The sequence below is a fragment of the Bacillus cereus group sp. MYBK79-1 genome (genome assembly GCF_051915365.1).
Lineage (GTDB): Bacteria > Bacillota > Bacilli > Bacillales > Bacillaceae_G > Bacillus_A.
Genome location: NZ_JBQAEO010000001.1, coordinates 893,200 through 917,538, shown reverse-complemented (window position 1 = coordinate 917,538; position 24,339 = coordinate 893,200). Strand labels below are relative to the sequence as shown.

The window sequence follows — 24,339 nt, the reverse complement described above, 5'->3', positions numbered from 1 at the left end:
TTTGGATTAAATCCTTGAACGAGCGTTAACTTTGAATCCTTCGTAAATTTTGTCATAAAAAAACTGCACCCCCAATTGTTAGACTGTGTCTAACAATTGGGGTGCAGTTCACAATTATGAATTGTGGAATGACTTTTTTATATTTAAATGTTGAATGTAATATTTTGTTCATATTCCGTTCATAAACTTTGCGTGAAATGATTGTATCGTGGAGAATTGCGATGTATCGTTCATATGTTAAATTAGAAAATACAATAAAAAGAGCTGGAATTTCTAAATAGGAATTCCGGCTCTTTTTATGTTTTATACGATTGTTTGTTTAGCATTGATTTCATTTGCTTAATTTTAAACGTATTTGAGCATCTTGTAATGCGGCTGGTGTAACGTTAAGACCATGTTGATCAACAATTTTTGTGTTTAATAAAATGGAATCTAAGCTTCCACGAAATGTTTTTGTATAGTTTTGACGCAACATTTGTTGTTCTTGTTTTTCATCAACTGTTAATCCAGATGCTTTTTCTTTTTTTGATAATTCGTTAATACGGAATAAAATGTTTTTCATTGGATTCACCTCTAGTTAGATTTCGTTACATTAGTTACTTACTAATGTATAGTTATTGTAACGTATCTTTTAATTAGTGTCAATGCCTTGGTAAGGTATAAAAGGTGTTGTTGTTTTCCATTATGAGAGTAATGAGCAAAAAAGGTAAGTTCAAGTCACTTGAACTTACCTTTTTTATTTATATCCAATATAAAGATATATCATAAAATCCAACTAAAATGAGTAGTATCCCAGCTATAAGCTGAATGGTTTTTCCTATTTTTCTGCTCTTTTTAAGTAGTGCCCCATTTAATCCAAGGTAGGAGATGATGGACATTAATATAACGATAGGAAGAGCAGTTCCTATCGAAAAGAATGTCGGAAACAAGTAGCCATAATTATATGAGAAAGATAAAGGGATTAGCGTTCCGAAAAATAGAACGAACATAGTCGGACAGAAAGCTAAGGAAAAGAAGAATCCAAGTAAAAATGATCCAACTTCATTTTGTTTTCGTATAAATTTGATTGAGAAAAAACTTCTTCCTTTAATAATACCTGCCAACATTAGCCCCATTAAAATTAATAAAGGCCCAATTATTTTTCGTAACCAAGGGAAGTACAAAGTTAATATTTGTTGAATCTCTTTTCCTAAAAACCACACGAATAGTCCTAGAGTTGTAAAAGCTATTATTTTTCCTAAAATGAATAACAATATATGTTTCCATGCATGTCCTTTTTGTAAAGATTGATTGCCATAAAGTGTAATAGCACTAATGTTTCCTGTTAATTGGCAAGGAGCGAGGGTACCTACTACGCCTAATAAAAACGCAAATAAAAGAGGTACTGATTTCGTAGCATTCGCGACATTCATTAAAGGAGACATGAGTTGATAGCTCCATTCACTAATTGTTGAAAACAAGTTATATTCACCCTTCTAATTAAATTGGAATGTTCCCTCTTTCGTAATCTGCTTCCACGTTTTACCCTCATCTGTAGAAAGGAACACATTTGCTTTCATTGTAGCAAATACTATTTCAGCTGAATTTTGAGGGTTTTGTGATATGTACATAATTGTATCTTTAGAATCTAAAGATGGAGTTTGTATGTTTGTTTCTTCATTTGTAGCAATTGATTTCTTCGTTACGATTTGCTTATTGATAGGTGCGTAAATAACATCCTCATTACTTAATGTAACTGCTGTCGATTCAAGTGATGTAGAGAACAGTTCAAATGTATTTCCGTAATCTGTAGATAAGTAAACACCGTCTTTAGCACTTACCGCGACTACACTAGCTTGATCCGGATGTACGGAAAAGGAATGAATTGTACTTGAAAGACCTTTTAACTTACTCTCTTTCCAATCTTGTCCGTTGTTCGTACTGAAATAAAAACCTTGTTGTAATTTTGAATTTGGACGCTCATTGTATAAATAAATGGCTTCTGTATTATATCCGACAGCAAGGTTATGAAAATCAGATTCTCCATAAAATGCTAGCTTTTCAAGGGTATTACCGCCATCAGAACTTTTCATTAACCCTAAAGGATTTTTTAAATTTGCTCCTCGTTCAGGATGACCGCTGGCAAAGAATCCGTTCTTCGTTGCCTGAAATCCCATATAATCATGTAGCTCAGTCTTAGTTTCAAACCATTTTCCATTTTGGTAAACTTTTATCCCGTTATGAGTGGCGATAGAAACCCCAGGCATATTTCCTGCATAGCCAATTCCGTGAATGTGCTCGATTTTTCCAGATGTAGTTTCCGTATAGAAGTTTTGCGGACTCGTATTTACTGTTTCTGTATGATTTGGCTGAGATTGCACCGTGTCTTTCTTCACTGGTGCTGTTTCGGCGTTGCTAGAACATCCTGAAATTATGAATAAAGAGGTAATTGCTAACCCTGTTGCTATATAATGTTTCAAAGTTGTAGCTCCTTTCCTATATATGAGATTTTAAGTATATAGAATAAATGTCAAGAAATTGTGGAGTGGTATGCATAATCCTGAGTGAAACGTGTCTAGTGAAGAAAGTATTATTGTCTAAATGAATACTATTAATTGACGAAAAATTATAACAATAATAAAATGAATGGTGTTAGATAATTAGTTTTTTAATCATACATAGAACGCTAGGGGGATTATTATGGAATCAACATTTTTTGCTCAAAATAGAGAACGATTAGTAAACACATTACCAGATGAATCTATTACTATTTTATTTGCTGGACAAGCACCTCATATGTCAGCGGATGCACATTATAAATTTGTGCCGAATCGAAATTTTTACTATGTAACAGGAATCGATGAACCAAATGTTATTTTCATGTTGAAGAAGTTTGGAAATAGTGTGGAAGAAACACTTTTCATTGAAAAGTCAGATCCAGTAATGGAAAAATGGGTTGGTAAAACTGTTTCTAACGAGGAAGCAGAGAAAATTTCAGGTATAAAGAAAGTTGTATATTTAGATAGCTTTGAAAAGACAATGTCAAATATATTTTTTTCAGAAAATGTGAAGCATCTATATTTAGATTTAGAGCGTCGTGAGTGGAATGGAGCGGAGACAAAAACGCTTACGTTTGCTAAACATGTAAGAGAACAGTATCCACACGTTTTAATTGGTAATGTATATCCGCATATTTGTGAATTACGAGTGTTTAAAACAGAAGAAGAAATTGAAATTATTAAAGAAGCAATTGGGGTAACAAAAGAGGGTATTTACAACGTACTTAAGCATGCAAAAGCCGACATGATGGAGTATGAATTAGAAGCTCAGTTTGATTTCACACTGAAGTCATCTGGCATTAAGCATCATGCATTCAATACAATTTTGGCAAGTGGAAAAAATGCTACAGTTCTTCATTATGAAGATAATGATGCACAAATTCAAAATGGTGATTTAGTACTGCTAGATTTAGGCGCTCAAAAAGACTACTATAATGCTGATATTAGTTATACATTCCCGATAAATGGAACATTCTCTAGTCGCCAAAAACAAATGTATAATATTGTATTAAAAGCATTGAAAGAAACAACGAAACTCATTAAGCCAGGAGTAAAGTTTGCTGCATTAAATGAGCATACAAAAAAGGTACTGGCAGAAGAGTGTAAAGCAATTGGTTTAATTCAAGAAGACGAAGAGTTATCGAAATACTATTATCACGGTGTCAGCCATTTCCTTGGTTTAGATACGCATGATGTAGGAACATATAAAGAGAGAGTGTTAGAAGAAGGTATGGTTATAACAATTGAACCTGGTCTTTATATTGAAGAAGAATCAATTGGAATTCGTATTGAAGATGACATTCTTGTAACGAAAGACGGACATGAAAACTTGTCAAAAGATATCATTAGAGAAGTTGAAGAGATTGAAGCGTTTATGAGAGAGAATAATGTGAATGTAAAAGAAGATGAAGTTGTTACAAAATAATCATTAGTAGAGGCGCTCCATTTTGGGCGTCTTTTTATTTGATCCATTGCACATCTCCATATTTTCTTGAAAATCATTTTTTATAATGATTTTGAAAAAGAAAAAGGAGGGGTTTTCCATGAAGCGTTTTGTATTAACAGCAGTTACGGTCTCTGTCATATCTTTAATTGCTGCATGTTCCGCGACCACAAATACAACAAACGATTATAAAAATATGAATGATAAAAAAACACCACAGACTGAAACGGCTACAAAAACATTGAAAGTTGAAAAAGGGCCAGAAGTGACTTTAATAGCAAAAGAAGAAAAACAAAAGTTAAGTAATGGTGTTATTGTTCCGGTCTGGACATTTAATGGTTCATCTCCTGGTCCGGAAATTCGGGTGAAAAAAGGTGAAAAGGTGAAAGTAACATTAAAAAATGAATTATCTGCACCAGTATCTATTCATTGGCATGGGTATCCTGTCCCAAATAATATGGATGGAATTCCAGGTGTGACGCAAGATGCAGTGGAACCTGGAAAAAGTTTCATCTACGAATTTGAAGCGAACGTACCAGGAACGTATTGGTATCACTCGCATCAAGATTCTGTCAATCAATTAGACAGAGGTTTGTATGGAGCGCTTATTGTAGAAGATACAAATGAAAAGTATGATAAAGATTACATATTAATGTTAGATGAATGGATAACAGATAAAGAAGAAATTAATAATCAGTTAAAAGAAATGACAAAAGGGCAAGAAGGTAATAAATCTAAGGATAATGAAAATACGAAAAAGAATGATGATAAGAACGGCATGGATCATTCTAGTATGGACATGGGCAGTGATAAAAAAGCCTCTGGCAATATGACAGGAATGGACCATGGAAATATGAAGATGGAAGGTCATGATATGAGTATGTATGATGTATTCACAATCAATGGTAAAAGCGGGGATTTAGTAGAACCATTAAAAGTGAATAAGGGAGATAAAGTTCGTCTTCGGCTCGTTAATGCTGGTTATCTATCACATGATATACACGTTCACGGTCATGATATAAAAGTAATTACGACAGATGGTCAACCAATAAACGATCCAAAATTTATAAAGGATCAAGTCATTTCAATCGCACCGGGTGAACGTTATGATATTGAATTTACTGCTAATAATCTTGGGAAATGGTATGTTGAAGACCATTCAGAAAATAAAGGTGCAAAAGGCATGAAAGCTGTTATTGAATATGATGGCAGCAAAGAGATGGAAGATAAGGCAGATGAAAAAGAAAACTTACCGAAATTAGATATGACGAAATATGGTGGTAAGAAATTAGGTAGTTTCACGTTAAATCAACAGTATACTGCCGCATATAATATGGACTTAAATACGCAAATGAATGGAAATGAAATGGTATATACAATTAACGGAAAGATATTTCCGGATATTGACCCAATTCCAGTAAAAAGGGGTGATTTAGTAAAAGTAAAATTGGTAAATCGTTCTAAAATGGACGATCATCCAATGCATTTACATGGTCACTTCTTCCAAGTATTGAGTAAAGATGGAAAACCGATAGAAGGTTCTCCAATTGTGAAAGATACTTTGAACCTAAAACCAGGTGAAGAATATGAAGTAGCCTTTGTAGCAGACAATCCGGGTGATTGGATGTTCCACTGTCATGATTTACACCATGCTTCAGCGGGGATGGTAACAGAAGTGAAATATACAGATTATAAATCTGACTATGTTCCGAATCCAAACATTCCTAATAAGCCGGAATAAGGTGAAAATCATGTAGTTTATAATGATGAAAAGCAGTTATCTTTATAGATGACTGCTTTTATATGTAATATTGTGAATTATGAATATGATTTTTATAAAAGTTTAGACAATAAGAGGGAGCTACCCTATAGAAAAAGCTTACAAGATAAAAATGTTTTTTTGTTATTTATAGATAAAAAAACATAATCGTTTTCGATTAGGATAGAAGTGGATAAATGTAATGTATTGTAGTCCCAAAAAATACTTATATTTGACCTTTATTTTATTTTGTACTACAATTTGTAGTGTGAAAGGAGAACGGGTATTTTTAAGCAAAAGTATAAGTTAAATGAAGAAGACTTAAATTATAATTTTGTATTTTTGTAGTATTAATTATAGGTGATTATTTGTAGCTATTTTTTTTGGAAAGTTAAACTACATTGTGTAGTGTTAAGTTGAGAGAATGAGAGAATTTTCAGAGTGTTAAGGATTTAAGCTTCCATTATTACTAGATATAGATGGCAGAAAATAAATAAAAATTCAATATGGATAATAAAAGGGTAATTTTACTGAATAGTTAGAATGGAAATAAATAGAAATTAATATAAAGACATGATGATACTTGAATGTGTTTATTAGGAAGGTGTTTTGTACATATGAAAAAGATTTTAGCTAGTGTAGCAGTAGCTTCTGTTACAGGAAGTATATTTGTTAGTACTGCCCAAGCGAAAAATACTAAAATACAAAAAGAAACGAAGCATGAGCAACCTACTAATTTAGTGAAATATGGAAATCAAGTAACAGTAAATACGGATGCTCTACGTGTCCGCGCACAGCCGAATACGTCTAGTGCAATAATGGGACGCGTCTATGAAGGAGAAGTTTTACAAGTTATTGGAGAAGAAAACAGTTGGTTGAAAGTTAATCATAAAGGGAAAATTGCCTACGTAAGTGGTGAATTTGTTTCGGAAAATGTTGTATCAGCGAAGACGAATGTAAGCGTGAGTCGTAGTAAAACTGTAACTGCTAATGTATTACGTGTTCGCACACAGCCGAGTACATCTAGTGCAATAATGGGACGCGTCTATGAAGGGAAAGTTTTACAAGTTATTGGAGAAGAAAACGGCTGGTTGAAAATTAAACATAGTGGAAAAGTAGGTTATGTAAGCAGTCAATTTGTAATAGACAGTGGCTCAAATAGAAGCGGCAATAACAATGGAGAATTTCAAGTTGCGAGTGGGGATTACAAAGTTAACGTATCCTCTCTCCGCGTTCGTACAGGTCCAAGTACTTCCCATACGATTTTAGGCTCTATGTATAAAGGACAAGTTGTTCCAGTGACTGGTGAAGTACAAGATTGGTTCAAAATTAATTATAAAGGACAAGACGCTTATGTTAGTAAAGATTACATTTCAAAGAGTGGCTCAAATGCAAATGCAGACCAAACAAATGAACAACAAAATAATGTTACGGTTCAAGCTGACGGTACATACATTGTAGATGCAACTTCTTTACGTGTTCGTACAGGCCCTGCCATTTACCATAGTGTAATTGGTGGTGTATTAAACGGACAAGCATTGCAAGTAACTGGCGTTGAAAATGGCTGGTTGAAAATTAAGCATAATGGAAAAACAGGTTATGTAAGTAGTGAATATGTAAATTTCGTTAAAGGAGGTACACCCTCAATACCTGAAATCAGTAATCCATATACTGGAGCAACAGTTGGTGACTATTATGTTAACGTAAGCGTGTTAAATGTGAGGAGTGGTGCTGGTACAAATCACGGTATACTTGGTGCTTTATCAAAAGGGATAAAAGTACAAGTCCTATTTGAAAAAAATGGCTGGTTGAAAATTAATTACAACGGTAAAAACGGTTATGTATCAAGTAAATTTCTATTAAAAACAAGTGTGACTAGTGAAGAGGAGCAGCGACAATCCAAAGAGGGAAATACAATAAATGAAATTAAAACAAATGATTTTATTCAACCAGCTGTAGGAAGATACACTTCTAGATTTGAGAAACGTGGTGGGCGAATGCATCACGGATTAGATATTGCTGCTTCGGGAACAGTGCCGGTTGTTGCCGCCGCAGAAGGTGTAGTCACTCGCTCTTATTATTCTACAAGCTATGGTAATGTTGTTTTTATTTCTCACAATATTAACGGACAAACATATACGACTGTATATGCTCATTTAAAGAGTCGTTTTGTTTCTGCGGGTCAAAAAGTGAAGCAAGGACAACAACTTGGCATAATGGGGAATACAGGACAATCTGAAGGACAACACTTACATTTTGAAATCCATAAAGGTGAATGGAATGCGCAAAAGAGCAATGCTATGGATCCAAAAATATATATTGGTTAAGTGGAAATTCAATATTTCAACATGGCATTGTATAGCTTCTCAAGTAAAGGAATTGAATATCTATGAAATTAATATGTTGTTAAGTATATAGATTTAGAAGTTTTGGACTAACGATTCAAAGTGTTTTTTATCTTCATCTGTTCAGAAATAAAATTAATGAAATCGATTCCCTCTAATGTAATGAAATATTAGAGGAAATCGATTATAGATGCTAATGTTTATGTTGTTCTTCTGTGGAAGAGATTGGCGTATGCTCTGGGAACGTTACGAATACAGTCAGGATAATTACAGCGCCAATTGAGAGTAATAATAGAAAACAACGACGGGTATAAGTAGTAAATGTGTCTGATAAAAGCTGGATCATACATGACATAGTTATCGTTATAGTAAGTAAAAGGCTAATCAATAGTATACTATGAGCTTGTTGAGCGTTTAACATTTCTGTAATCATTGCTCCCATCATACTTGCCATTAATCCAGAGAACATTCCTTCTAAAGCAGTAAATAGGTGAAAACGTAGACCAATTAGAAAACCGATGCAACCACTAATCAAAATGGCAAGCAACGTAGAATACAGTAATTCTCCTTTAAAAAGAATACCTAAATAAAAACCAATACTTAAACCGAGACTCATACTAAAAGACATAATAAATACCATATACTCCATTAGGGTACCGTTACGTTTGGAAATATATGATGTGATAAGAATCGAGATACAACAAAGTGTTAAGGTGGTTAATGTGTAAGCAAACATTATGATACCTCCCTGTCCTATCGTTCATTTCATCATATGTTCAAATGGAGAGAACTTATGCTTATTTATATCTGCAAATTATCTGCACAATTTAATAAATGTAAACAAGTAGGCGCTAGATTCTTTGAGCGTCTTTTTTATTTGTAAGCATGTGAAAGAAATTGTTTTATAATGAGTTTCTATTGTGAAGGCATAAAGAATAAGCGTATAATATTATAGTTATCCCATTATGGGGAGTACCCCGCGAATGATAAATAAGATTGTTGTTTTATCATCGCCTCTAAACAGATAGACAATGAAAGTAACACTGGAATACAGATAGGGAGTTATAAAATGAAATTAATTATTGCCGAGAAACCAGATCAAGGTTTGGCTCTTGTTTCACAGTTTAAATATCGACGGAAAGATGGATATTTAGAAGTAGAAGCGAATGAGTTATTTCCAAATGGAGCGTACTGTACATGGGCAATTGGTCATTTGACGCAGTTATGTAATCCAGAGCATTATCACGCGGAGTGGAAAAAATGGTCACTTAATACGTTACCGATGATTCCAGAGCGTTTTCAATTTGAAGTAACAAAGTCAAAGTATAAGCAATTTAATGTTGTGAAACAGCTGTTACATAATCCTCAGGTAACTGAGATTATTCACGCGGGTGATGCTGGGCGTGAAGGGGAATTAATCGTACGAAACATTATTAATCTTTGTAACGTGCAAAAGCCGATGAAGCGTCTTTGGATTTCATCTTTAACGAAACAAGCTATTTATCAAGGGTTTAAAAACTTGCTTGATGAATCAGATACAATCAATACGTACTATGAGGCGTATACAAGGTCATGTGCGGATTGGGTCGTTGGTATGAATGCATCGCGTGTCTTTAGTATTTTGCTAAAGAAAAAAGGAATGAATGATGTATTTTCAGCTGGTCGTGTACAAACACCGACACTTGCATTAATCGTAAAGCGTGAAAAAGAAATAGAAAACTTTAAGTCTGAGCCGTTTTGGGAAGTGTTCGCAACCTTTAATATAGAAGGAAAGAAGTATGAGGGGAAATGGGAGAAGGATAGTGAATCCCGCTTAAAAGACCCTGATATGGCAAATAAAATTGCAGCATTTTGCCAAGGGAAACCGGCTGTAGTAAAAGAAATGAAAACGGAGCGTAAAGAGTTTCAGCCGCCGTTTTTATTTAATTTATCAGCACTGCAAGCGACAGCTAATAAAGCTTTTAAATTTTCACCGAAAAAGACGCTTGATATAACACAAGCACTATATCAAAAAGGGATAGTTTCTTATCCGCGTTCGGATTCTAACTATGTTACACAAGGAGAAGCAGCGACGTTCCCTGATATTTTACAGAAATTAAGTCAGTTTGATGAATATAAAGGGTTATTACCAGCTCCAATTGAATCGATTATGAACAATAAGCGTTATGTGAATGAAAAAAAAGTTACAGATCACTACGCTATTATTCCGACAGAGCAAGTTACAAATCCAAGCAAACTATCAGGTGATGAAAAGAAAATTTACGATATGATCGTAAGAAGATTGATTGCGGCGCATTATGAAGTAGCAATCTTTGACTACACAACGATTACAACTCTTGTAGACGAACGTGCTGAATTCATTTCAAAAGGAAAACAGCAGATTCAAGAAGGATGGCGTAAAGTAATTTTCCAAGATGATAAAGATGATGAAACAATTCTCCCAATTGTTGCTGAAGGTGAAGAAGGAAAAGTTGTAAAGGTGAAAGTGAAAGAAGGAAAAACACAGCCACCGAAGCGTTATACAGAAGGGCAACTTATTACGTTAATGAAAACGGCAGGTAAGTATTTAGAGAATGAAGAGCTTGAAAAAGTATTAAAGAAAACAGAAGGTTTAGGTACTGAGGCAACGCGTGCTGGAATTATTACGATGCTGAAAGACCGTAAATATATAGATGTACAGAAAAACCAAGTGTATGCAACCGATAAAGGGAAAGTATTAATTACCGCAATCGGTGACAAAATACTAGCTTCACCAGAAATGACTGCAAAATGGGAGCAGCGCCTTGCGGAAATCGGCGAAGGCACAGCATCACCAGCCACATTTATGGAACAAACGAAAAAGCTATCAGCTAAAATTATTGAAGATGCGGTGGAAATGTCAGAGAAATGGGATTTCACTGGATTACATGTTGAATCAATTGAGCGAAAAGGATCGAAATTTACAACAGGTAAAAAGGTTGGTAGTTGTAAAAAATGTGATGGCGATGTGATTGATAAATCAACGTTTTACGGTTGTTCAAACTACAATACAACGCAATGTGATTTTACCATCTCAAAGAAGATATTAAGTAAAACAATTTCGCAAAAGAATATGACAAAGCTCTTAAAAGGTGAAAAGACCGATTTAATTAAAGGCTTTAAAAAAGGCGAGAAAACGTTTGATGCGATGTTAGAGTGGAAAGATAATAAGATTAATTTTGTGTTTGAGAATTAAGTAGTTTCAACAAATAAAAAATATGATGATTAAACTGTATCCTATAGAATAGACACTTAAAAAAGTCTATTCTATAGGATATTTTTTTGAATAAGTAGTACTATTTATTTTTATTTGAAATAAAATATACAATAAATAAATCTTTATAATTGATAATTATTTATTGTAAAACAATAAATTTTGTATTAAAATCAATATCATGATAAATCAGTGAGGTGCTTTTTATAGAAAGGTAACAACGCTGTTTTTTATTAGAGGAGGTAAAACTATGAACAATCACAATTTGATTATTGAAAATATGGATAATCCTCATGAGTTGGAGAGAATGTATAGAAAAGACCCAAAAGCTTTTAAAAAGTCATTCTCACAAGCATGGGATGAAAATCCTGATTCGGAGGTTCTAGCTGCTTGGTATGAAAGATTACATTTCAAGGAGACGGCAAATAAAGAAAAAGTATCGTTGTTTCAAAAAGGTTTCTTATTCATGGGCATGTTAGCAATTCTAGCTGGCCTAAGCACTAGAATCATTTTCCACTTTGTCGAGCAGGAAGCAATTGCTCCAATTAACTTGGCTTTTGGTGTAATTCCCTTTATTGCTGCTTATTTTATTTACAATAATACTCCGAAAAAAAGTATTATTTATTTCCTTGCAGCGTTGTTCCTAATTGCCGGGTTGTATCTTAATATGTTGCCATTAAATTATAAAGACAGCAGTATCCTTGCGTATTTACATCTTCCTATATTGTTATGGGTCTTATTGGGACTTGCGTTTACGGGAAATGAATATTCAAAAGGCAGTACAAGATTAGCTTATATAAAATTTAATTTAGAATATTGTCTTCTCTACGCGAGCATGGCAGTGAGCGGAATGATACTAGCAGTATTCACGATGAAGTTATTTAGCTTTGTTGACTTGGATATAGGAGAATTCTATTTTAGTAATGTTGTATTATTTGGAGCTGCCGCTCTCGCTGTAGTGGCTGCATACTTAGTATCATTGAATCTTAAACTTGCTAAAAATATTACACCATATATAGCTAAAATTTTTAGTCCTCTCGTTCTGATCACATTGTTTATTTATCTTATAACGGTAATTTGGGTCGCGAAAAATCCATTCTTGGATCGTAATTTCCTTATGGCCTTCAACGTAATACTCCTTGGTGTATTGGCTGTTACTATATTTTCTATCGTTGAGAGTGAGTCAGACGAGAAAAAGAGCATTTCAGATTATATAAACTTTGCCTTAATTGTTTTGGCACTTATTATTGATACTGTAGCTTTGTCAGCTATCGTATTTAGACTTTCTTCTTACGGGATTACACCTAATAGACTTGCTGTTTTAGGCGTAAACATACTGATTTGGGCAAATCTCATTTGGATTATGTTCTCCTATATGCGTTTTCTACAAAACAAATCAGGACCGACAGCTATCCAAGATGCCGTTACGAAGTATTTGCCAATCTACGGAATTTGGGCAGCTTTCGTAATATTTACTTTTCCTATAATTTTTTAATTAGAAAGACATTGTAAATGTAACGACAAGCTAATTTTCTATCACGTATAAAATTCTTAGAGCCGATAATTATCGTTACTTCTATAAGTTCTCGAAAATAAAAAAACGTCCTACTTTGGGACGTTTTTTTATTATGTATATTGCTTTGTTTTCTTAATAAGCAACAACACTTGTGAAACGCAAGCAAGTACTGGTAGTTCAATTAACGGTCCAATAACGAGTGCAAGTGCAATAAGAGGTTCGTTTGGAAAAGCTGTTACAGCAATAGCAAGTGCAACAGGCGAGTTTCTTGCTAATGTTGTTAAGCTTAGACTTACTGTATCTTTATAAGATAAACGCATCATGCGTCCGATAAATTGTCCGAGTACAAAGTTAATGAGGAAGAACAATAGAACAGGAATGAGTAATAGTAAAACAACGTTCATATTCTGTAGTAAATATTTTCCTTGTGACGCAAACATCGCTACGATTGCTAAACTTAAAAATATAATTTGTGCAGAGCTGAAAAACGGAATGAGTTTATTCTCAAGTGTTTCAGTTTTTTTCAGTTTATTCATAATGAACTTTGTAACGTGTGCAAGTATAAATGGTAAAACAATTACGATAACAATACTTTCTACTAAAACAGAAACCGCTACAGTCTTCATGATACCAGCAAATAAAAATAAATAAATGGGAAGGAGTAGTACTTGTAATATTAAATTTACAGGCAAAATGGCAGTAGAAAGTGCTACATTTCCTTTCGCTATTTCAGTAAAGATTAAGTACCAATCTGTACATGGAGTAACCATTAACATAATAAATCCAACCCAAAGTGCTGGGTGATCTGAAAGAAATAGTGCTCCTAACCCCCAGGCGAGTAAAGGTGTCCATACAAAATTAATAGTAAGGCTCGTTCCAGCAAATTTTAAATTGCGGAACCCGCTTTTTATTTCTTTCAATGGGATGCTGAGGAATAATCCATACAGCATGAAAAATAAGAAGGGGACAATAAATTGCTCTGCATACATATGTATCAAATGAAATTGTCCGAGTACGATGCCGCATGTAACAGCAAAAAGAATAATAAAAGTTTGAATCTTTTCTATAGTGCTCATGAGTAAATCCTTTCTAAATATGAATTGCCCTCTCTACATCCATTATACAAACAATAAAGTTACAATGGGTGTATGAATTGTATTGTGGTCATTATTTTTAATTCGAGATATTGTTTTTTATTTAAAGTTACTTGACTAAAGTAAGTAACTGTATTACAATCACTTACATAAGGTAATTAAATAACAAAAAGTTTTTTGTTTTTATACTTAAGGTATCTATTGGAACTTATTATTAGAATAAGAATTTTTATGATGATGAATAATGAATATGACAAGAAAGCTTAGGTGAAGAAAATGGGGTTATTTAGCTCGTTATTTGGTAAAAAGGAAGAAAATACAAAAGTAGAGGAGAATAAAACAATGTCAAAAGTATTATTTGTAAAAGCGAACGATCGTCCAGCGGAGCAAGCAGTTAGTTCAAGAATGTATGAAACATTTGTAAGTGCTTATAGAGAAGCGAACCCAAATACAGAAATTACGGAGTTAGATTTATTCGCATTAGATCTTCCGTATTACGGAAATATCGCTATTTCAGGTGGATACAAACGTAGTCAAGGAATGGAGTTAACAGCAGAAGAAGAGAAGGCTGTAGCTACGGTAGATCAATATTTAAATCAGTTTTTAGAAGCTGATAAAGTTGTATTTGCCTTTCCACTATGGAACTTCACAGTACCAGCGCCATTAATCACATATATTTCATACTTATCTCAAGCTGGAAAAACATTTAAATATACAGCAAATGGCCCAGTAGGTTTAGCTGGTGATAAGAAAGTCGTTGTATTAGGTGCACGTGGTTCAGATTACTCTTCAGAACAAATGGCTCCTATGGAAATGGCCGTTAATTATGTAACGAATGTGCTTGGGTTCTGGGGAATTACAAATCCAGAGACTGTTGTAATTGAAGGGCACAATCAATATCCAGATCGTTCACAACAAATTGTTGAAGAAGGTTTAGAGAACGTTAAAAAAGTAGCGGCAAAATTTTAATTGATAGTAAATGTAAAAAACCAACATGGATGACCATGTTGGTTTTTTAGTCTATTTCTATGTTAAAAAATGTATATTTATAAAATAAAAGAAAAGTTTGAAAATAGTATTGCAAAATATTATATTTCAAACTATAATGAGGTCAAGAATAGTTGATACTTAAGTTAAATATTCAGAAAATTCAATTAGTTAAAAATGGAAATGAGATAAAAGGATTGGAATGGAGGTTATATTATGACGAACAAAGTACCGTTTTCGTTCATAGTAGTTATTGGATTGATGTTATTCGCACTATTTTTTGGAGCAGGAAATTTAATATTCCCGGCAATGCTTGGTCAATCGGCAGGAGAGAATGTATGGATTGCTAACGCTGGATTTTTAGTAACAGGTGTTGGTTTACCGTTACTAGGAGTATTAGCATTTGGTATTTCAGGTAAAGAGGATTTACAATCGTTAGCAAGCCGCGTGCATCCAGTATTCGGAATTGTATTTACGACAGTTTTATATTTAGCAATTGGTCCGTTATTCGCTATTCCAAGAACAGGTAGTGTTTCTTTTGAAATTGGAATTAAACCTTTTGTGCCAGAAGCTATGGGTTCTTCAGCATTAATTCTTTTTACAATTATATTCTTTAGCATTACTTGTTTTTTTTCGCTAAATCCTGCGAAAATTGTCGATATTGTAGGAAAAATCTTGACTCCAATTATGTTAACGTTTATCGGAGCGTTAGTAGTATTTGCTTTTATGAACCCAATGGGAGAAATGCAAGCACCTGCAGAGGCATATACATCACATGCGTTCTTTAAAGGATTCCAAGAAGGATATTTAACAATGGATACGTTAGCATCATTCGTATTTGGTATCATTATTATCAATGCGATTAAAGAAAAAGGTGCAAAAACGAAAAAAGATATTATGATTGTTTGTACAAAATCAACGTTTATTGCAGCTGCTATATTAGCAGTAATTTATACATCTCTATCCTTTATGGGCGCTTCAAGTGTTGAGAAACTTGGACATTTAGATAATGGTGGTGCAGTATTAGCGAAAGTTTCAAATTATTATTTCGGGTCATATGGTGGAGTCATGTTAGGGGTAATGGTTATAGCAGCTTGTTTAACAACTAGCGTAGGACTTATCTCAGCTTGTTCATCATATTTCCATAAGTTATTCCCGAATGTTTCGTATAAAAAGATTGCAATTGTATTATCAGTGTTCAGTGCAGTTGTAGCAAATGTAGGCTTAACACAGTTAATCGCAATTTCTGTTCCAGTATTAATCGCAATCTATCCATTAGCAATCGTATTAATTTTCCTAACACTTCTTCACCCGTTGTTTAAAGGACGAGCAGAAGTGTATCAAGGTAGCTTGTTCATAACATTTATTGTAAGTATGTTTGATGGATTGAATGCAGCTGGTCTGAAGTTAGAAGTAGTGAATAACCTTCTTACTAAACTACTTCCAATGCATGCAGTTGGATTAGGTTGGATTTTACCAGCAGTAATTGGCGGATTGATCGGGTTCGGCATTAGCGTTATGAAAGCAAAAAATCAAGTTCAACCAGCAGCAAGTACGAATAAGAAAATAGGTTAAATGAAAAAAGTTATAGATTTGTTTCTATAACTTTTTTTGTTACTATTAATAATGAGAAAAAATAAAGTAGTAGGGGAAATAAAATGAAAAAAACAATTGATCATATCGGCATCGCAGTTCGAGATATAGATAGTACGATACGTTTTTATGAAAAGGTGTTGTTAGGAACTTTAATAGACCGTTATGTAAGTGAAGCTCCTGGTGTTGAAAGCGAAGTAGCCATTCTTGAAGTGGATGGGGATAGAATTGAATTACTTGCACCGACGAATAATACGACATCTCCAATAGCGCGCTTTATTAAACAAAAAGGTAAAGGTGTTCATCACGTTGCGTATCGTGTTGATGATTTAGATGTAGCTTTAGAAGAGTTAAAAGAACAAGGTATTCGAACGTTAGAGCATACACTTCGAATGAATAAGCACGGTAGAAGATTAATATATCTTAACCCAGCGGATACAGAGGGAACAATCATTGAGTATTGTGATTATCCGGAAGAGAAGTAAAGAGATTTTATGATGGAAGAAGGGTATTACGTAAAAACGTAATACCTTTTTTATGTATATATTTCACACTTTCTTCACAAATGATTCACGATAACTTCTCTTCTTCAGGAACTTACATAAATATATTTTATGATATAATAACAATCGGCTTTAAAAATGTAAGTTGTATCTATGAAGGTAGTTACTATTGTATTGGAAGTTAAGAGGTGAGAGAGGATTAAAGAGTTATATTGTATAGAAATTTATCCCGCTTTAATGGGCAGTAAGACCCCCACCCCAAAATTCAGCGAAAGCAAAGAAGTTAGGTGGGGGATCAACTGCCCATAAAAGTCCGATTGGTTCAACTAATAATCAGTGGGGGATGAAGAAAACCCCCACTGATTAAAGTTTCACTTTATATTTAATCAGGTTAATATTTCGTCGGAGAATTAAACTTGGGAAGTTAAAGAAATGAAAATATAGTGATGTGGAAGAAAGAAGTGAAATGAGCGTGAAAGTAATGAGAAGGTTAGGGGCGTGGTTATTAATTGCATGTGTGCTTATCATATCGATGCCGAAAAGTGCATCTGCTCATGCGTACATTGTGAAATCAAACCCTGCTGAAAATGAAACACTGAAGAAAGCACCAGCTGTTGTGAAAATTGAATTCGATGAGGATATACAAGTTTCGCATTTTAATACATTGTTTGTAAGAGATACATCAGGTACAAGAGTGGATTTGAAAAATGCTCATATTGATAAAGAAAATAAAAAGTTATTAGAAGTAGGGTTAAAAGAAAACTTGAAAAACGGACTCTACTCTATTCAGTGGAAAGTGATTTCAGCTGACGGGCATCCCATTCAAGGAGTGATTCCGTTCCGAATTGGATCAGCAGAAGCGGGAGCGGACGATGTACAAGTAGAAGAGATGGGGTATGTCCCGCAAATAGATATGATTATGGAACGTGGAATTTTATATACAAGTTTCTCCATGTTTATAGGAGTGCTATTCTTTAATCTTATTATGTACAAAGGGAATGCAATCTCGGTTCGATCAAGAAGCAAAAAAATAATATGGATCTCATTAATTGGGATATTCATTAGTTTACTATTCAATCTACCACTGCAAGCGAAAATTAATGCTGATGTTTCATGGCTAGAAGCATTCGATCCTTTACTATTAAAAGAAACATTACAGCTCTCTGTTTTTAGTTACGTATGGCTCACTCAAATGACTCTTATTAGTTTACTTATAATCGTTACGTATTTTGCGATGAAGTGCGAGAAGCTATCGTCGTTTAAAGTTTGGAGCATTCCGATAGTATTGTTTATTGGGATACTTGTTATGAAAGCCTTTAATAGTCATGCATTTGGTTTAAAGTTTAAAGAGATTGCGGTCGTTATGGACTTTCTACATTTATTCGCAGCTTCGTTATGGATTGGTGGTCTATCATCCATTATTCTTCTTTTACGTAAAGAGGATGACAAGTGGAGTATATATTGGGATATGATTAAGCGTTTTTCACCGTGGGCAACAGGTGCAGTCATCGTGATTTTAATAACAGGTCTTTTTAACAGTACATTCTTTATTCCAACAATCCATTCGTTATTTGATACGAAGTATGGATTAGCTTTATTAGTGAAGATACTTTTATTCATTTTCATGGGGATATTGGGAATTGTTCATTATGTGAAAGGGAAAATGAGAGCGCAGCAAGGATTAGGCGCTACGGTGAAAGTAGAGTTTATCATTGGAATTATCATTTTCGTAATCGTAGCTTTTATGACAAACGTGCAAACACCGCCGATGCCTCCTACTGGACCTTTTACAGAGAGTAAGCAATTAGATAATGGATATGAACTTACTTTACATGTAAGTCCTAATAAAGTAGGACAAAATACATTCCATATTACTTTAAAGGATGAGAAAGGCCAACCTGTTACCGATATGGAGCAAATTATTTTAACTACGCAATCATTGGATATGAATATGGGAAAAGGTTCATTTAAAGTTTCAGCCGTGTCACCAGGAGAATATGAAGCGGAAGGTATGTATATTAACATGACAGGAAACTGGAATATACAAGTGCACGGATTAACAAAATCTCTTGATAGCTTTGATACGGATTATAAATTTATTGTAGGCGGCAGATAAAGAGAAGATATAAATAAAAAGGAGCTAATAGAAAATGAAACGTATAAAAAAATTAGGAACAACAATGATCGCAACAATAATTGCAATGGGAATTTTTTCGTTACCTGTAAGTGCGCACGTTACTGTGAAACCAGCAACTTCGGATGTTAACTCTTGGGAGACTTACACGATAAAAGTACCAGTTGAAAAGAATGTAGCAACGACAAAAGTTACATTGAAAATCCCGTCTGGAGTAGAGTTTCAACAGTATGAACCAGTGCCAGGATGGAAAGTGGAAGAGCAAAAAGATAATGCTCGAAAAGTGAAAACTGTAGTATGGGAAGCAACGGGAGAAGGGATTTTACCCGGTCAGTTTCAGCGATTTACTTTCGTCGCTAAAAACCCTGATAAAGAACAAAAAATAGCTTGGGATGCATATCAACAATATAAAGACGGAGAAATTGTTGAATGGACAGGCGATGAACAAGCCGAAAAACCACATTCACTTACTGCAATTGCAAAAGGTACGTCATTAACAGGAGAACATGGTGAAGTGTCTAGTGTAGAAAAGAACGAAGGTACTAGTAATATGCAATTGATAGCGATTGTTTTATCTATTTTAGCGATTGTATCGTCGGTAGGAGCGTGTGTTTTTGTAGTACGTCGTAAAAAATAAGCTGTAAAAAAGAGCCTACAAACGTAGACTCTTTTTTATTTTCATTTCACTTCAACCCGCGGCCCTACAGCAAGTGTTTTCGGCTTTATATTTACGAAACAAATACTCACCACAATAAATAATAGTCCGATGAATAAGCTAATCGTAATGGCCTCATGTAAGAAAATTGAGCTTACAATAATAGCGATTAGTGGAATAAGAAATGTATAAGCCCCAACTTTACTTGCTTCACCAGCTCCAACAAGAGTGAAGTATGCAAGCCATCCCATTGCAATAACAAAGAATGAAATAAAGAGAAGTACGCTAATAAATGGTAGACTCCAAGCGATACTAGACCAGCTTTCAAACTCTGAACCAAATCCAATTAAACAAAGTCCTCCAATAATAAGTTGAAGTGTTACCATCCAAATGGAATTAACGCGGTGCCCAGTCTTCTTAATAAATACTGTTCCAAGTGCCCAGCCAATCGCGCATCCTATCGCGAGAAGGATTCCGATAATAGAAATATGTCCAGTTAAACTACTAGAGCTAATAACACCTACGCCAATAAATCCAAGAACAAGCCCGAAAATTTTTAACCCGTACATAGATTCTTCAAGCCAAATCCATGAGAAAATGCCGAGTAAAACTGGTTGTAGAAATACGATGGCGGAAAATAATCCAGCAGGCATATATTGAAGGCCTACAGTTTGTAATCCGTAAAATATAATGATGTTAAGTAAAGAAGAAATAACGTATAAATGCCAAGTTTCTTTTAAGTGTAACTCTTTATATTTCGGTAATGCGAACAGGAGTAAAATGAATCCTCCAATTAAAGTTCGAACGCCTGCAAATAAAACGGGTGGTGTATAATGCAGGGCAAACTTAGATAAAGGCCAATTGATTCCCCACATGAAAACGAGAAAGGTAAGGATGATGGCCGTCTTAGTTCGAGAAAGCTGTGTCACGGTAAGACCTCCTTGTTGTTATTCATTTCACTATGATATGATATCGAATGTAATAAATAAAATGAATCTTTTTTATAAGGAGTATAAGTGATTAGTTATGACCATTACACAACTGCAAGTATTAATAAAAACTGTTGAGTTAGGTAGTTTTACGAAGGCTGCTCGAGTGTTAAATATGACGCAGCCAGCAGTCAGTCATGCCATTTCAAGTATTGAGTCAGAGTTAGGAGTTACTATTCTTATACGTGATAAACGAAAAGGGCTAATTGTTACGGATGTAGGAAACAGAATTCTTGTACATATTAGAGAGATTTTGAACGGTGTAGAGAAGATTGAACAAGAAGTTGCGATGGAGAAAGGGCACGAAGTTGGGACGATTCGAATTGGGAGTTTTCCGAGTGCTTCTGCACATTTCTTACCGAAAATGATAAACCATTTTAAGGAGAAGTATCCGAACTTAGAGGTCGTTCTTTGCGAAGGAACAATTAAAGAAGTTGAAGATTGGTTAGTATCAAGGGTTGTTGATATAGGAATTGTTATTTTGCCTAATAAAGATATGGAGATTGTCCCATTAACGAAGGGGAAAATGGTTGCTATCTTAAGAGAGGATCATCCTCTTTGTAAGAAGGACTCTATTACAATTAGTGATTTAGAGAATGAACCGATCATATTATGTAAGGGCGGATATGAACCACCCATTATTGATATGTTTAAACAAGCCAACGTACCACTTCGGGCTGAGTATGTAATTTCGACCGTTACTACAGCTTTAAATATGATTCAAGAAGGGCTAGGTATTGCAATATTAGCTGAATTATCTTTAACGAATTTACCACAGAATGTGCGAACGAGAGAATTGGAACCGCAAGTATGGAGAGAAATTGCTTTAGCTGTTCCTTCATTAAAGGATTCTTCAATCGCTGTGCAGCTATTTATTGAAGAATTTCAAGCGCTATTTGCAGAATAACAAGAGGTGTCTCATATATCTTAATGGGACACTTTTTAATTTGCTTATAAAAAATTTATGAAAAGGATTGACTTATCTTTTCGTTGTAACTATAATGATTACATCGAGGTGGTGATCACGATGAAAATTAGTAGCCGCTTTTCTATAGCTGTTCATATTTTATCTATTTTGAAAAACAATCCATCTTCACTTTGTACTTCAGACTATATGGCTGAAAGTGTAAACACAAATCCAGTAGTCATTCGCAAAATCATGTCTTACTTGAAACAAGCGGGTTTTGTATATGTAAACCGCGGTCCAGGTGGTGCGGGATTATTAAAGAATTTACATGAAATCACATTGTTAGATGTGTATCATGCAGTGAATGTAGTGGAAGAGGATAAATTATTTCATATTCACGAGCAACCAAATCCAGATTGTCCAATTGGATCGAATATTCAAGCTGTATTAGAAGTTATATTAATACAAGCACAATCTGCGATGGAAGAAGTTTTAAGAAATATTACGATGGGGCAGTTGTTTGAAACTTTGCAAGAAAAAATGAATGCTTAAATCATATTTATATTTTTTTATCATTAATGTAACTGGTTTGATTACAACTATGAAGGTAAGGTGTAAAAGTATGACTGTAAAAATGAAAGTATACTCAGATTTTATATGTCCATTTTGTTTTTTAGCAAAAGGTCCGTTAGATGAAGTAGCGAAAGAAAAAGATGTGGAAATTGAATGGATGCCATTTGAATTACGTCCAAGTCCATATTCAAAAATAGATCCATGGAATGAACCAGAAAAATTAGGTTCATGGGATGCTTTTATTCTTCCGACAGCAAAGAAATTAGGAATCGATATGCGCTTGCCGCGTGTTTCACCGCATCCATATACACATTTAGCTTTCGAAGGATGTCAATTTGCGAAAGAGCGTGGACTTGGAAATGAATATCATCACCGCGTATTTACGGCCTTTTTCCAAGAAGAACAAAACATTGAAGATATTGATGTGTTAACAAAATTAGCGGTAGAAGTAGGTCTTCCTGAAGCCGAATTTAAAGATGCTTTAGTAACTCGTAAATATAAAGAAAAGCATCAAGAAGCAATTCAGCACGCATATGATGAAGCGAATATTATGGCTGTTCCAACTGTCATGATTGGAGATGAAGTCATTCAAGGACTTGCTAGTAAAGAAATGCTACAAAGAGTCATTGATAAAGAAATTGAAAAGGATAAAACAAATTCATTTGAAGGTATGCAATGTAATACAGATGGATATTGCTAATTCGCTTGTTATGAAATAACAAAATAAATTATAAAACAAATATTTGGAGGAATGAAAATGTCAGCAACTACAACAAACTTAAAAGAAGCAATCGTGAACCGTCGTTCTATTCGTAAAGTAACAAAAAATGATGCAATTACGAAAGAAAGAATTGAAGAAGTTTTACAAACAGCTTTACACGCACCAACATCTTTCAATATGCAAAGTGGTCGTATGGTTGTATTAATGGATGGAGAGCATGAAAAGTTTTGGGATATTGTTAAAGAAACACTAAGAGCTCGCGTACCAGCAGAAAACTTTGAAGCGACTGTAGAAAGATTAAAAGGTTTCCATACAGGTGTTGGGACTGTGTTATTCTTTGAAGATCAAGCGACAGTAGAAAAAATGCAAGAAAATGCACCATTATATAAAGATCAGTTCCCATTCTGGTCTCATCAAGGAAATGCAATGTTACAACATACAGTATGGATGTTATTATCAGCTGAAGGAATTGGCGCATCATTACAACACTACAATCCAATCGTAGATGCTGAAGTGAAAGAAACTTGGAACATTCCAGCAGAGTGGAGCTTAGTAGGACAAATGCCATTTGGTGAGCCAAATGAACAACCAGGGGAAAGAACATTCTTACCTACTGAAGATGTAGTGAAATTTTATTAAGAAATTTAATATGTAAAGAGTGAAATAAAAGGAGAGTACAGCCATATATGTACTCTCCTTTCGTATGTAATGTTAAACTGTTACTGCAAGTGCAATTTCCTACATAGGAATCGAAGTCTTTCCCTACAATTAAAAATCTATTATGTTTTTGAAATGACAGTAAACATCCCCGTCATGTTTGGTGAGTAATCTTTAAAATCAAATTTTTCATAGAAAGATTCTTTACCTTCTGATGCAAACAAACCGACAAACGCCTTATCAGGGGCGTTTTCATGTAAGTATGTAACTAAACGATGCATGATTTCTTTCCCGATACCATGTTTCTGATAATCTGGATGAACTACTATATCTTGAATATAAAAATAGATAGATCCATCGCCGACAATTCTCCCCATGCCGATCATTTGTTCATTATCTTTCACTGTGATGCAGTGAATAGAATGCTTCAGTGAAGTATCCGCTACATCAAAATTCATATAATCAGTCCATCCAACAGAATCACACAAATATTTGTACTCTTCTAATGTTGGAATGTTAAGTTTAAACTCATATGTTTTCAAAATATACCCTCCAAGCCCTTAAATTCAACAAGTATATACATTCGACATTTTTTTATCGTTTCCTCTTACGTAATTGTCCTTAGGTGTTGAATTTCGGACAGTTTCCTTATTTGTATTAATTTCTAAAGGTTTAGGGGAAAAATATTAGAAA

General features: G+C 34.3%; 21 protein-coding genes. 14 read left to right on the top strand and 7 right to left on the bottom strand.

Annotation, left to right across the window (positions count from 1 at the left end; genetic code table 11):
* Positions 1-331: 331 nt before the first annotated feature.
* The 3 genes from ACTFOB_RS04715 to ACTFOB_RS04705 form a co-directional block, all read right to left on the bottom strand.
* Entirely contained in the window at positions 332-562 is a 231-nt protein-coding gene (locus tag ACTFOB_RS04715; protein ID WP_000789775.1) for a DUF896 domain-containing protein, read from the bottom strand.
* Positions 563-740: 178 nt separating this feature from the next.
* A complete protein-coding gene (locus tag ACTFOB_RS04710) occupies positions 741-1,460 on the bottom strand; it encodes an urease accessory protein UreH domain-containing protein (RefSeq protein ID WP_225990184.1) in 720 nt (239 codons plus the stop codon).
* A gap of 15 nt (positions 1,461-1,475) precedes the next feature.
* On the bottom strand, positions 1,476-2,459 hold the full coding sequence (locus tag ACTFOB_RS04705) for a F510_1955 family glycosylhydrolase (protein WP_440024761.1): 984 nt from the start codon (positions 2,457-2,459) through the stop codon (positions 1,476-1,478).
* A 220-nt stretch (positions 2,460-2,679) separates the two neighbouring features.
* Between ACTFOB_RS04705 and ACTFOB_RS04700 the strand changes: the two genes are divergently transcribed.
* From ACTFOB_RS04700 to ACTFOB_RS04690, 3 genes are all read left to right on the top strand, one after another.
* The gene (locus tag ACTFOB_RS04700) at positions 2,680-3,963 is read left to right on the top strand and encodes an aminopeptidase P family protein (RefSeq protein ID WP_440024760.1); all 1,284 of its coding nucleotides are present in this window, start codon (positions 2,680-2,682) and stop codon (positions 3,961-3,963) included.
* Between the two features lie 118 nt (positions 3,964-4,081).
* Complete coding sequence (locus ACTFOB_RS04695; protein WP_440024759.1) at positions 4,082-5,722, top strand: multicopper oxidase family protein; 1,641 nt, start codon at positions 4,082-4,084, stop codon at positions 5,720-5,722.
* Positions 5,723-6,357: 635 nt separating this feature from the next.
* The gene (locus tag ACTFOB_RS04690; protein ID WP_440024758.1) at positions 6,358-8,067 is read left to right on the top strand and encodes an SH3 domain-containing protein; all 1,710 of its coding nucleotides are present in this window, start codon (positions 6,358-6,360) and stop codon (positions 8,065-8,067) included.
* 211 nt (positions 8,068-8,278) lie between these two features.
* Here the strand turns inward: ACTFOB_RS04690 and ACTFOB_RS04685 are convergent, their stop codons facing one another.
* Positions 8,279-8,821, bottom strand: coding sequence for a hypothetical protein (locus ACTFOB_RS04685; RefSeq protein ID WP_440024757.1), 543 nt, complete (start codon positions 8,819-8,821; stop codon positions 8,279-8,281).
* A gap of 333 nt (positions 8,822-9,154) precedes the next feature.
* Between ACTFOB_RS04685 and topB the strand changes: the two genes are divergently transcribed.
* A complete protein-coding gene (gene topB, locus ACTFOB_RS04680) occupies positions 9,155-11,299 on the top strand; it encodes a DNA topoisomerase III (protein WP_440024755.1) in 2,145 nt (714 codons plus the stop codon).
* 268 nt (positions 11,300-11,567) lie between these two features.
* Positions 11,568-12,812, top strand: coding sequence for a DUF4153 domain-containing protein (locus ACTFOB_RS04675; protein WP_440024753.1), 1,245 nt, complete (start codon positions 11,568-11,570; stop codon positions 12,810-12,812).
* Between the two features lie 131 nt (positions 12,813-12,943).
* On the opposite strand, the gene ACTFOB_RS04670 is transcribed toward ACTFOB_RS04675, so the two are convergent.
* On the bottom strand, positions 12,944-13,909 hold the full coding sequence (locus ACTFOB_RS04670) for an arsenic resistance protein (RefSeq protein WP_440024752.1): 966 nt from the start codon (positions 13,907-13,909) through the stop codon (positions 12,944-12,946).
* A gap of 294 nt (positions 13,910-14,203) precedes the next feature.
* Between ACTFOB_RS04670 and ACTFOB_RS04665 the strand changes: the two genes are divergently transcribed.
* From ACTFOB_RS04665 to ACTFOB_RS04645, 5 genes are all read left to right on the top strand, one after another.
* The gene (locus ACTFOB_RS04665; RefSeq protein ID WP_151630806.1) at positions 14,204-14,896 is read left to right on the top strand and encodes an FMN-dependent NADH-azoreductase; all 693 of its coding nucleotides are present in this window, start codon (positions 14,204-14,206) and stop codon (positions 14,894-14,896) included.
* A 234-nt stretch (positions 14,897-15,130) separates the two neighbouring features.
* Positions 15,131-16,489, top strand: coding sequence for a branched-chain amino acid transport system II carrier protein (gene brnQ, locus ACTFOB_RS04660; RefSeq protein WP_151630805.1), 1,359 nt, complete (start codon positions 15,131-15,133; stop codon positions 16,487-16,489).
* 83 nt (positions 16,490-16,572) lie between these two features.
* Positions 16,573-16,992: a VOC family protein gene (locus ACTFOB_RS04655; protein ID WP_000750834.1), complete on the top strand. Its 420-nt coding sequence runs from the start codon at positions 16,573-16,575 to the stop codon at positions 16,990-16,992.
* Between the two features lie 484 nt (positions 16,993-17,476).
* Positions 17,477-19,126, top strand: a complete 1,650-nt coding sequence (locus ACTFOB_RS04650) for a copper resistance CopC/CopD family protein (protein ID WP_440024751.1) — start codon at positions 17,477-17,479, stop codon at positions 19,124-19,126.
* Positions 19,127-19,160: 34 nt separating this feature from the next.
* Positions 19,161-19,781 carry a YcnI family copper-binding membrane protein gene (locus ACTFOB_RS04645; RefSeq protein ID WP_440024750.1) on the top strand — a complete coding sequence of 207 codons (621 nt, stop codon included), beginning with the start codon at positions 19,161-19,163 and terminating at the stop codon, positions 19,779-19,781.
* Between the two features lie 41 nt (positions 19,782-19,822).
* On the opposite strand, the gene ACTFOB_RS04640 is transcribed toward ACTFOB_RS04645, so the two are convergent.
* Positions 19,823-20,728 carry a DMT family transporter gene (locus ACTFOB_RS04640; protein ID WP_440024749.1) on the bottom strand — a complete coding sequence of 302 codons (906 nt, stop codon included), beginning with the start codon at positions 20,726-20,728 and terminating at the stop codon, positions 19,823-19,825.
* A 97-nt stretch (positions 20,729-20,825) separates the two neighbouring features.
* On the opposite strand from ACTFOB_RS04640, the gene ACTFOB_RS04635 reads away from it, so the two are divergent.
* The 4 genes from ACTFOB_RS04635 to ACTFOB_RS04620 all read left to right on the top strand — a co-directional run bounded on the left by ACTFOB_RS04635 (position 20,826) and on the right by ACTFOB_RS04620 (position 23,628).
* On the top strand, positions 20,826-21,695 hold the full coding sequence (locus tag ACTFOB_RS04635; protein ID WP_440024748.1) for a LysR family transcriptional regulator: 870 nt from the start codon (positions 20,826-20,828) through the stop codon (positions 21,693-21,695).
* 120 nt (positions 21,696-21,815) lie between these two features.
* Complete coding sequence (locus tag ACTFOB_RS04630) at positions 21,816-22,247, top strand: Rrf2 family transcriptional regulator (protein ID WP_440024746.1); 432 nt, start codon at positions 21,816-21,818, stop codon at positions 22,245-22,247.
* 70 nt (positions 22,248-22,317) lie between these two features.
* A complete protein-coding gene (locus ACTFOB_RS04625) occupies positions 22,318-22,968 on the top strand; it encodes a DsbA family oxidoreductase (RefSeq protein WP_440024744.1) in 651 nt (216 codons plus the stop codon).
* 57 nt (positions 22,969-23,025) lie between these two features.
* Positions 23,026-23,628, top strand: coding sequence for a nitroreductase family protein (locus ACTFOB_RS04620; protein ID WP_076536822.1), 603 nt, complete (start codon positions 23,026-23,028; stop codon positions 23,626-23,628).
* A gap of 140 nt (positions 23,629-23,768) precedes the next feature.
* Here ACTFOB_RS04620 and ACTFOB_RS04615 read toward each other — a convergent pair whose 3' ends face one another.
* Positions 23,769-24,188: a GNAT family N-acetyltransferase gene (locus ACTFOB_RS04615; RefSeq protein WP_440024743.1), complete on the bottom strand. Its 420-nt coding sequence runs from the start codon at positions 24,186-24,188 to the stop codon at positions 23,769-23,771.
* Positions 24,189-24,339: the final 151 nt, after the last annotated feature.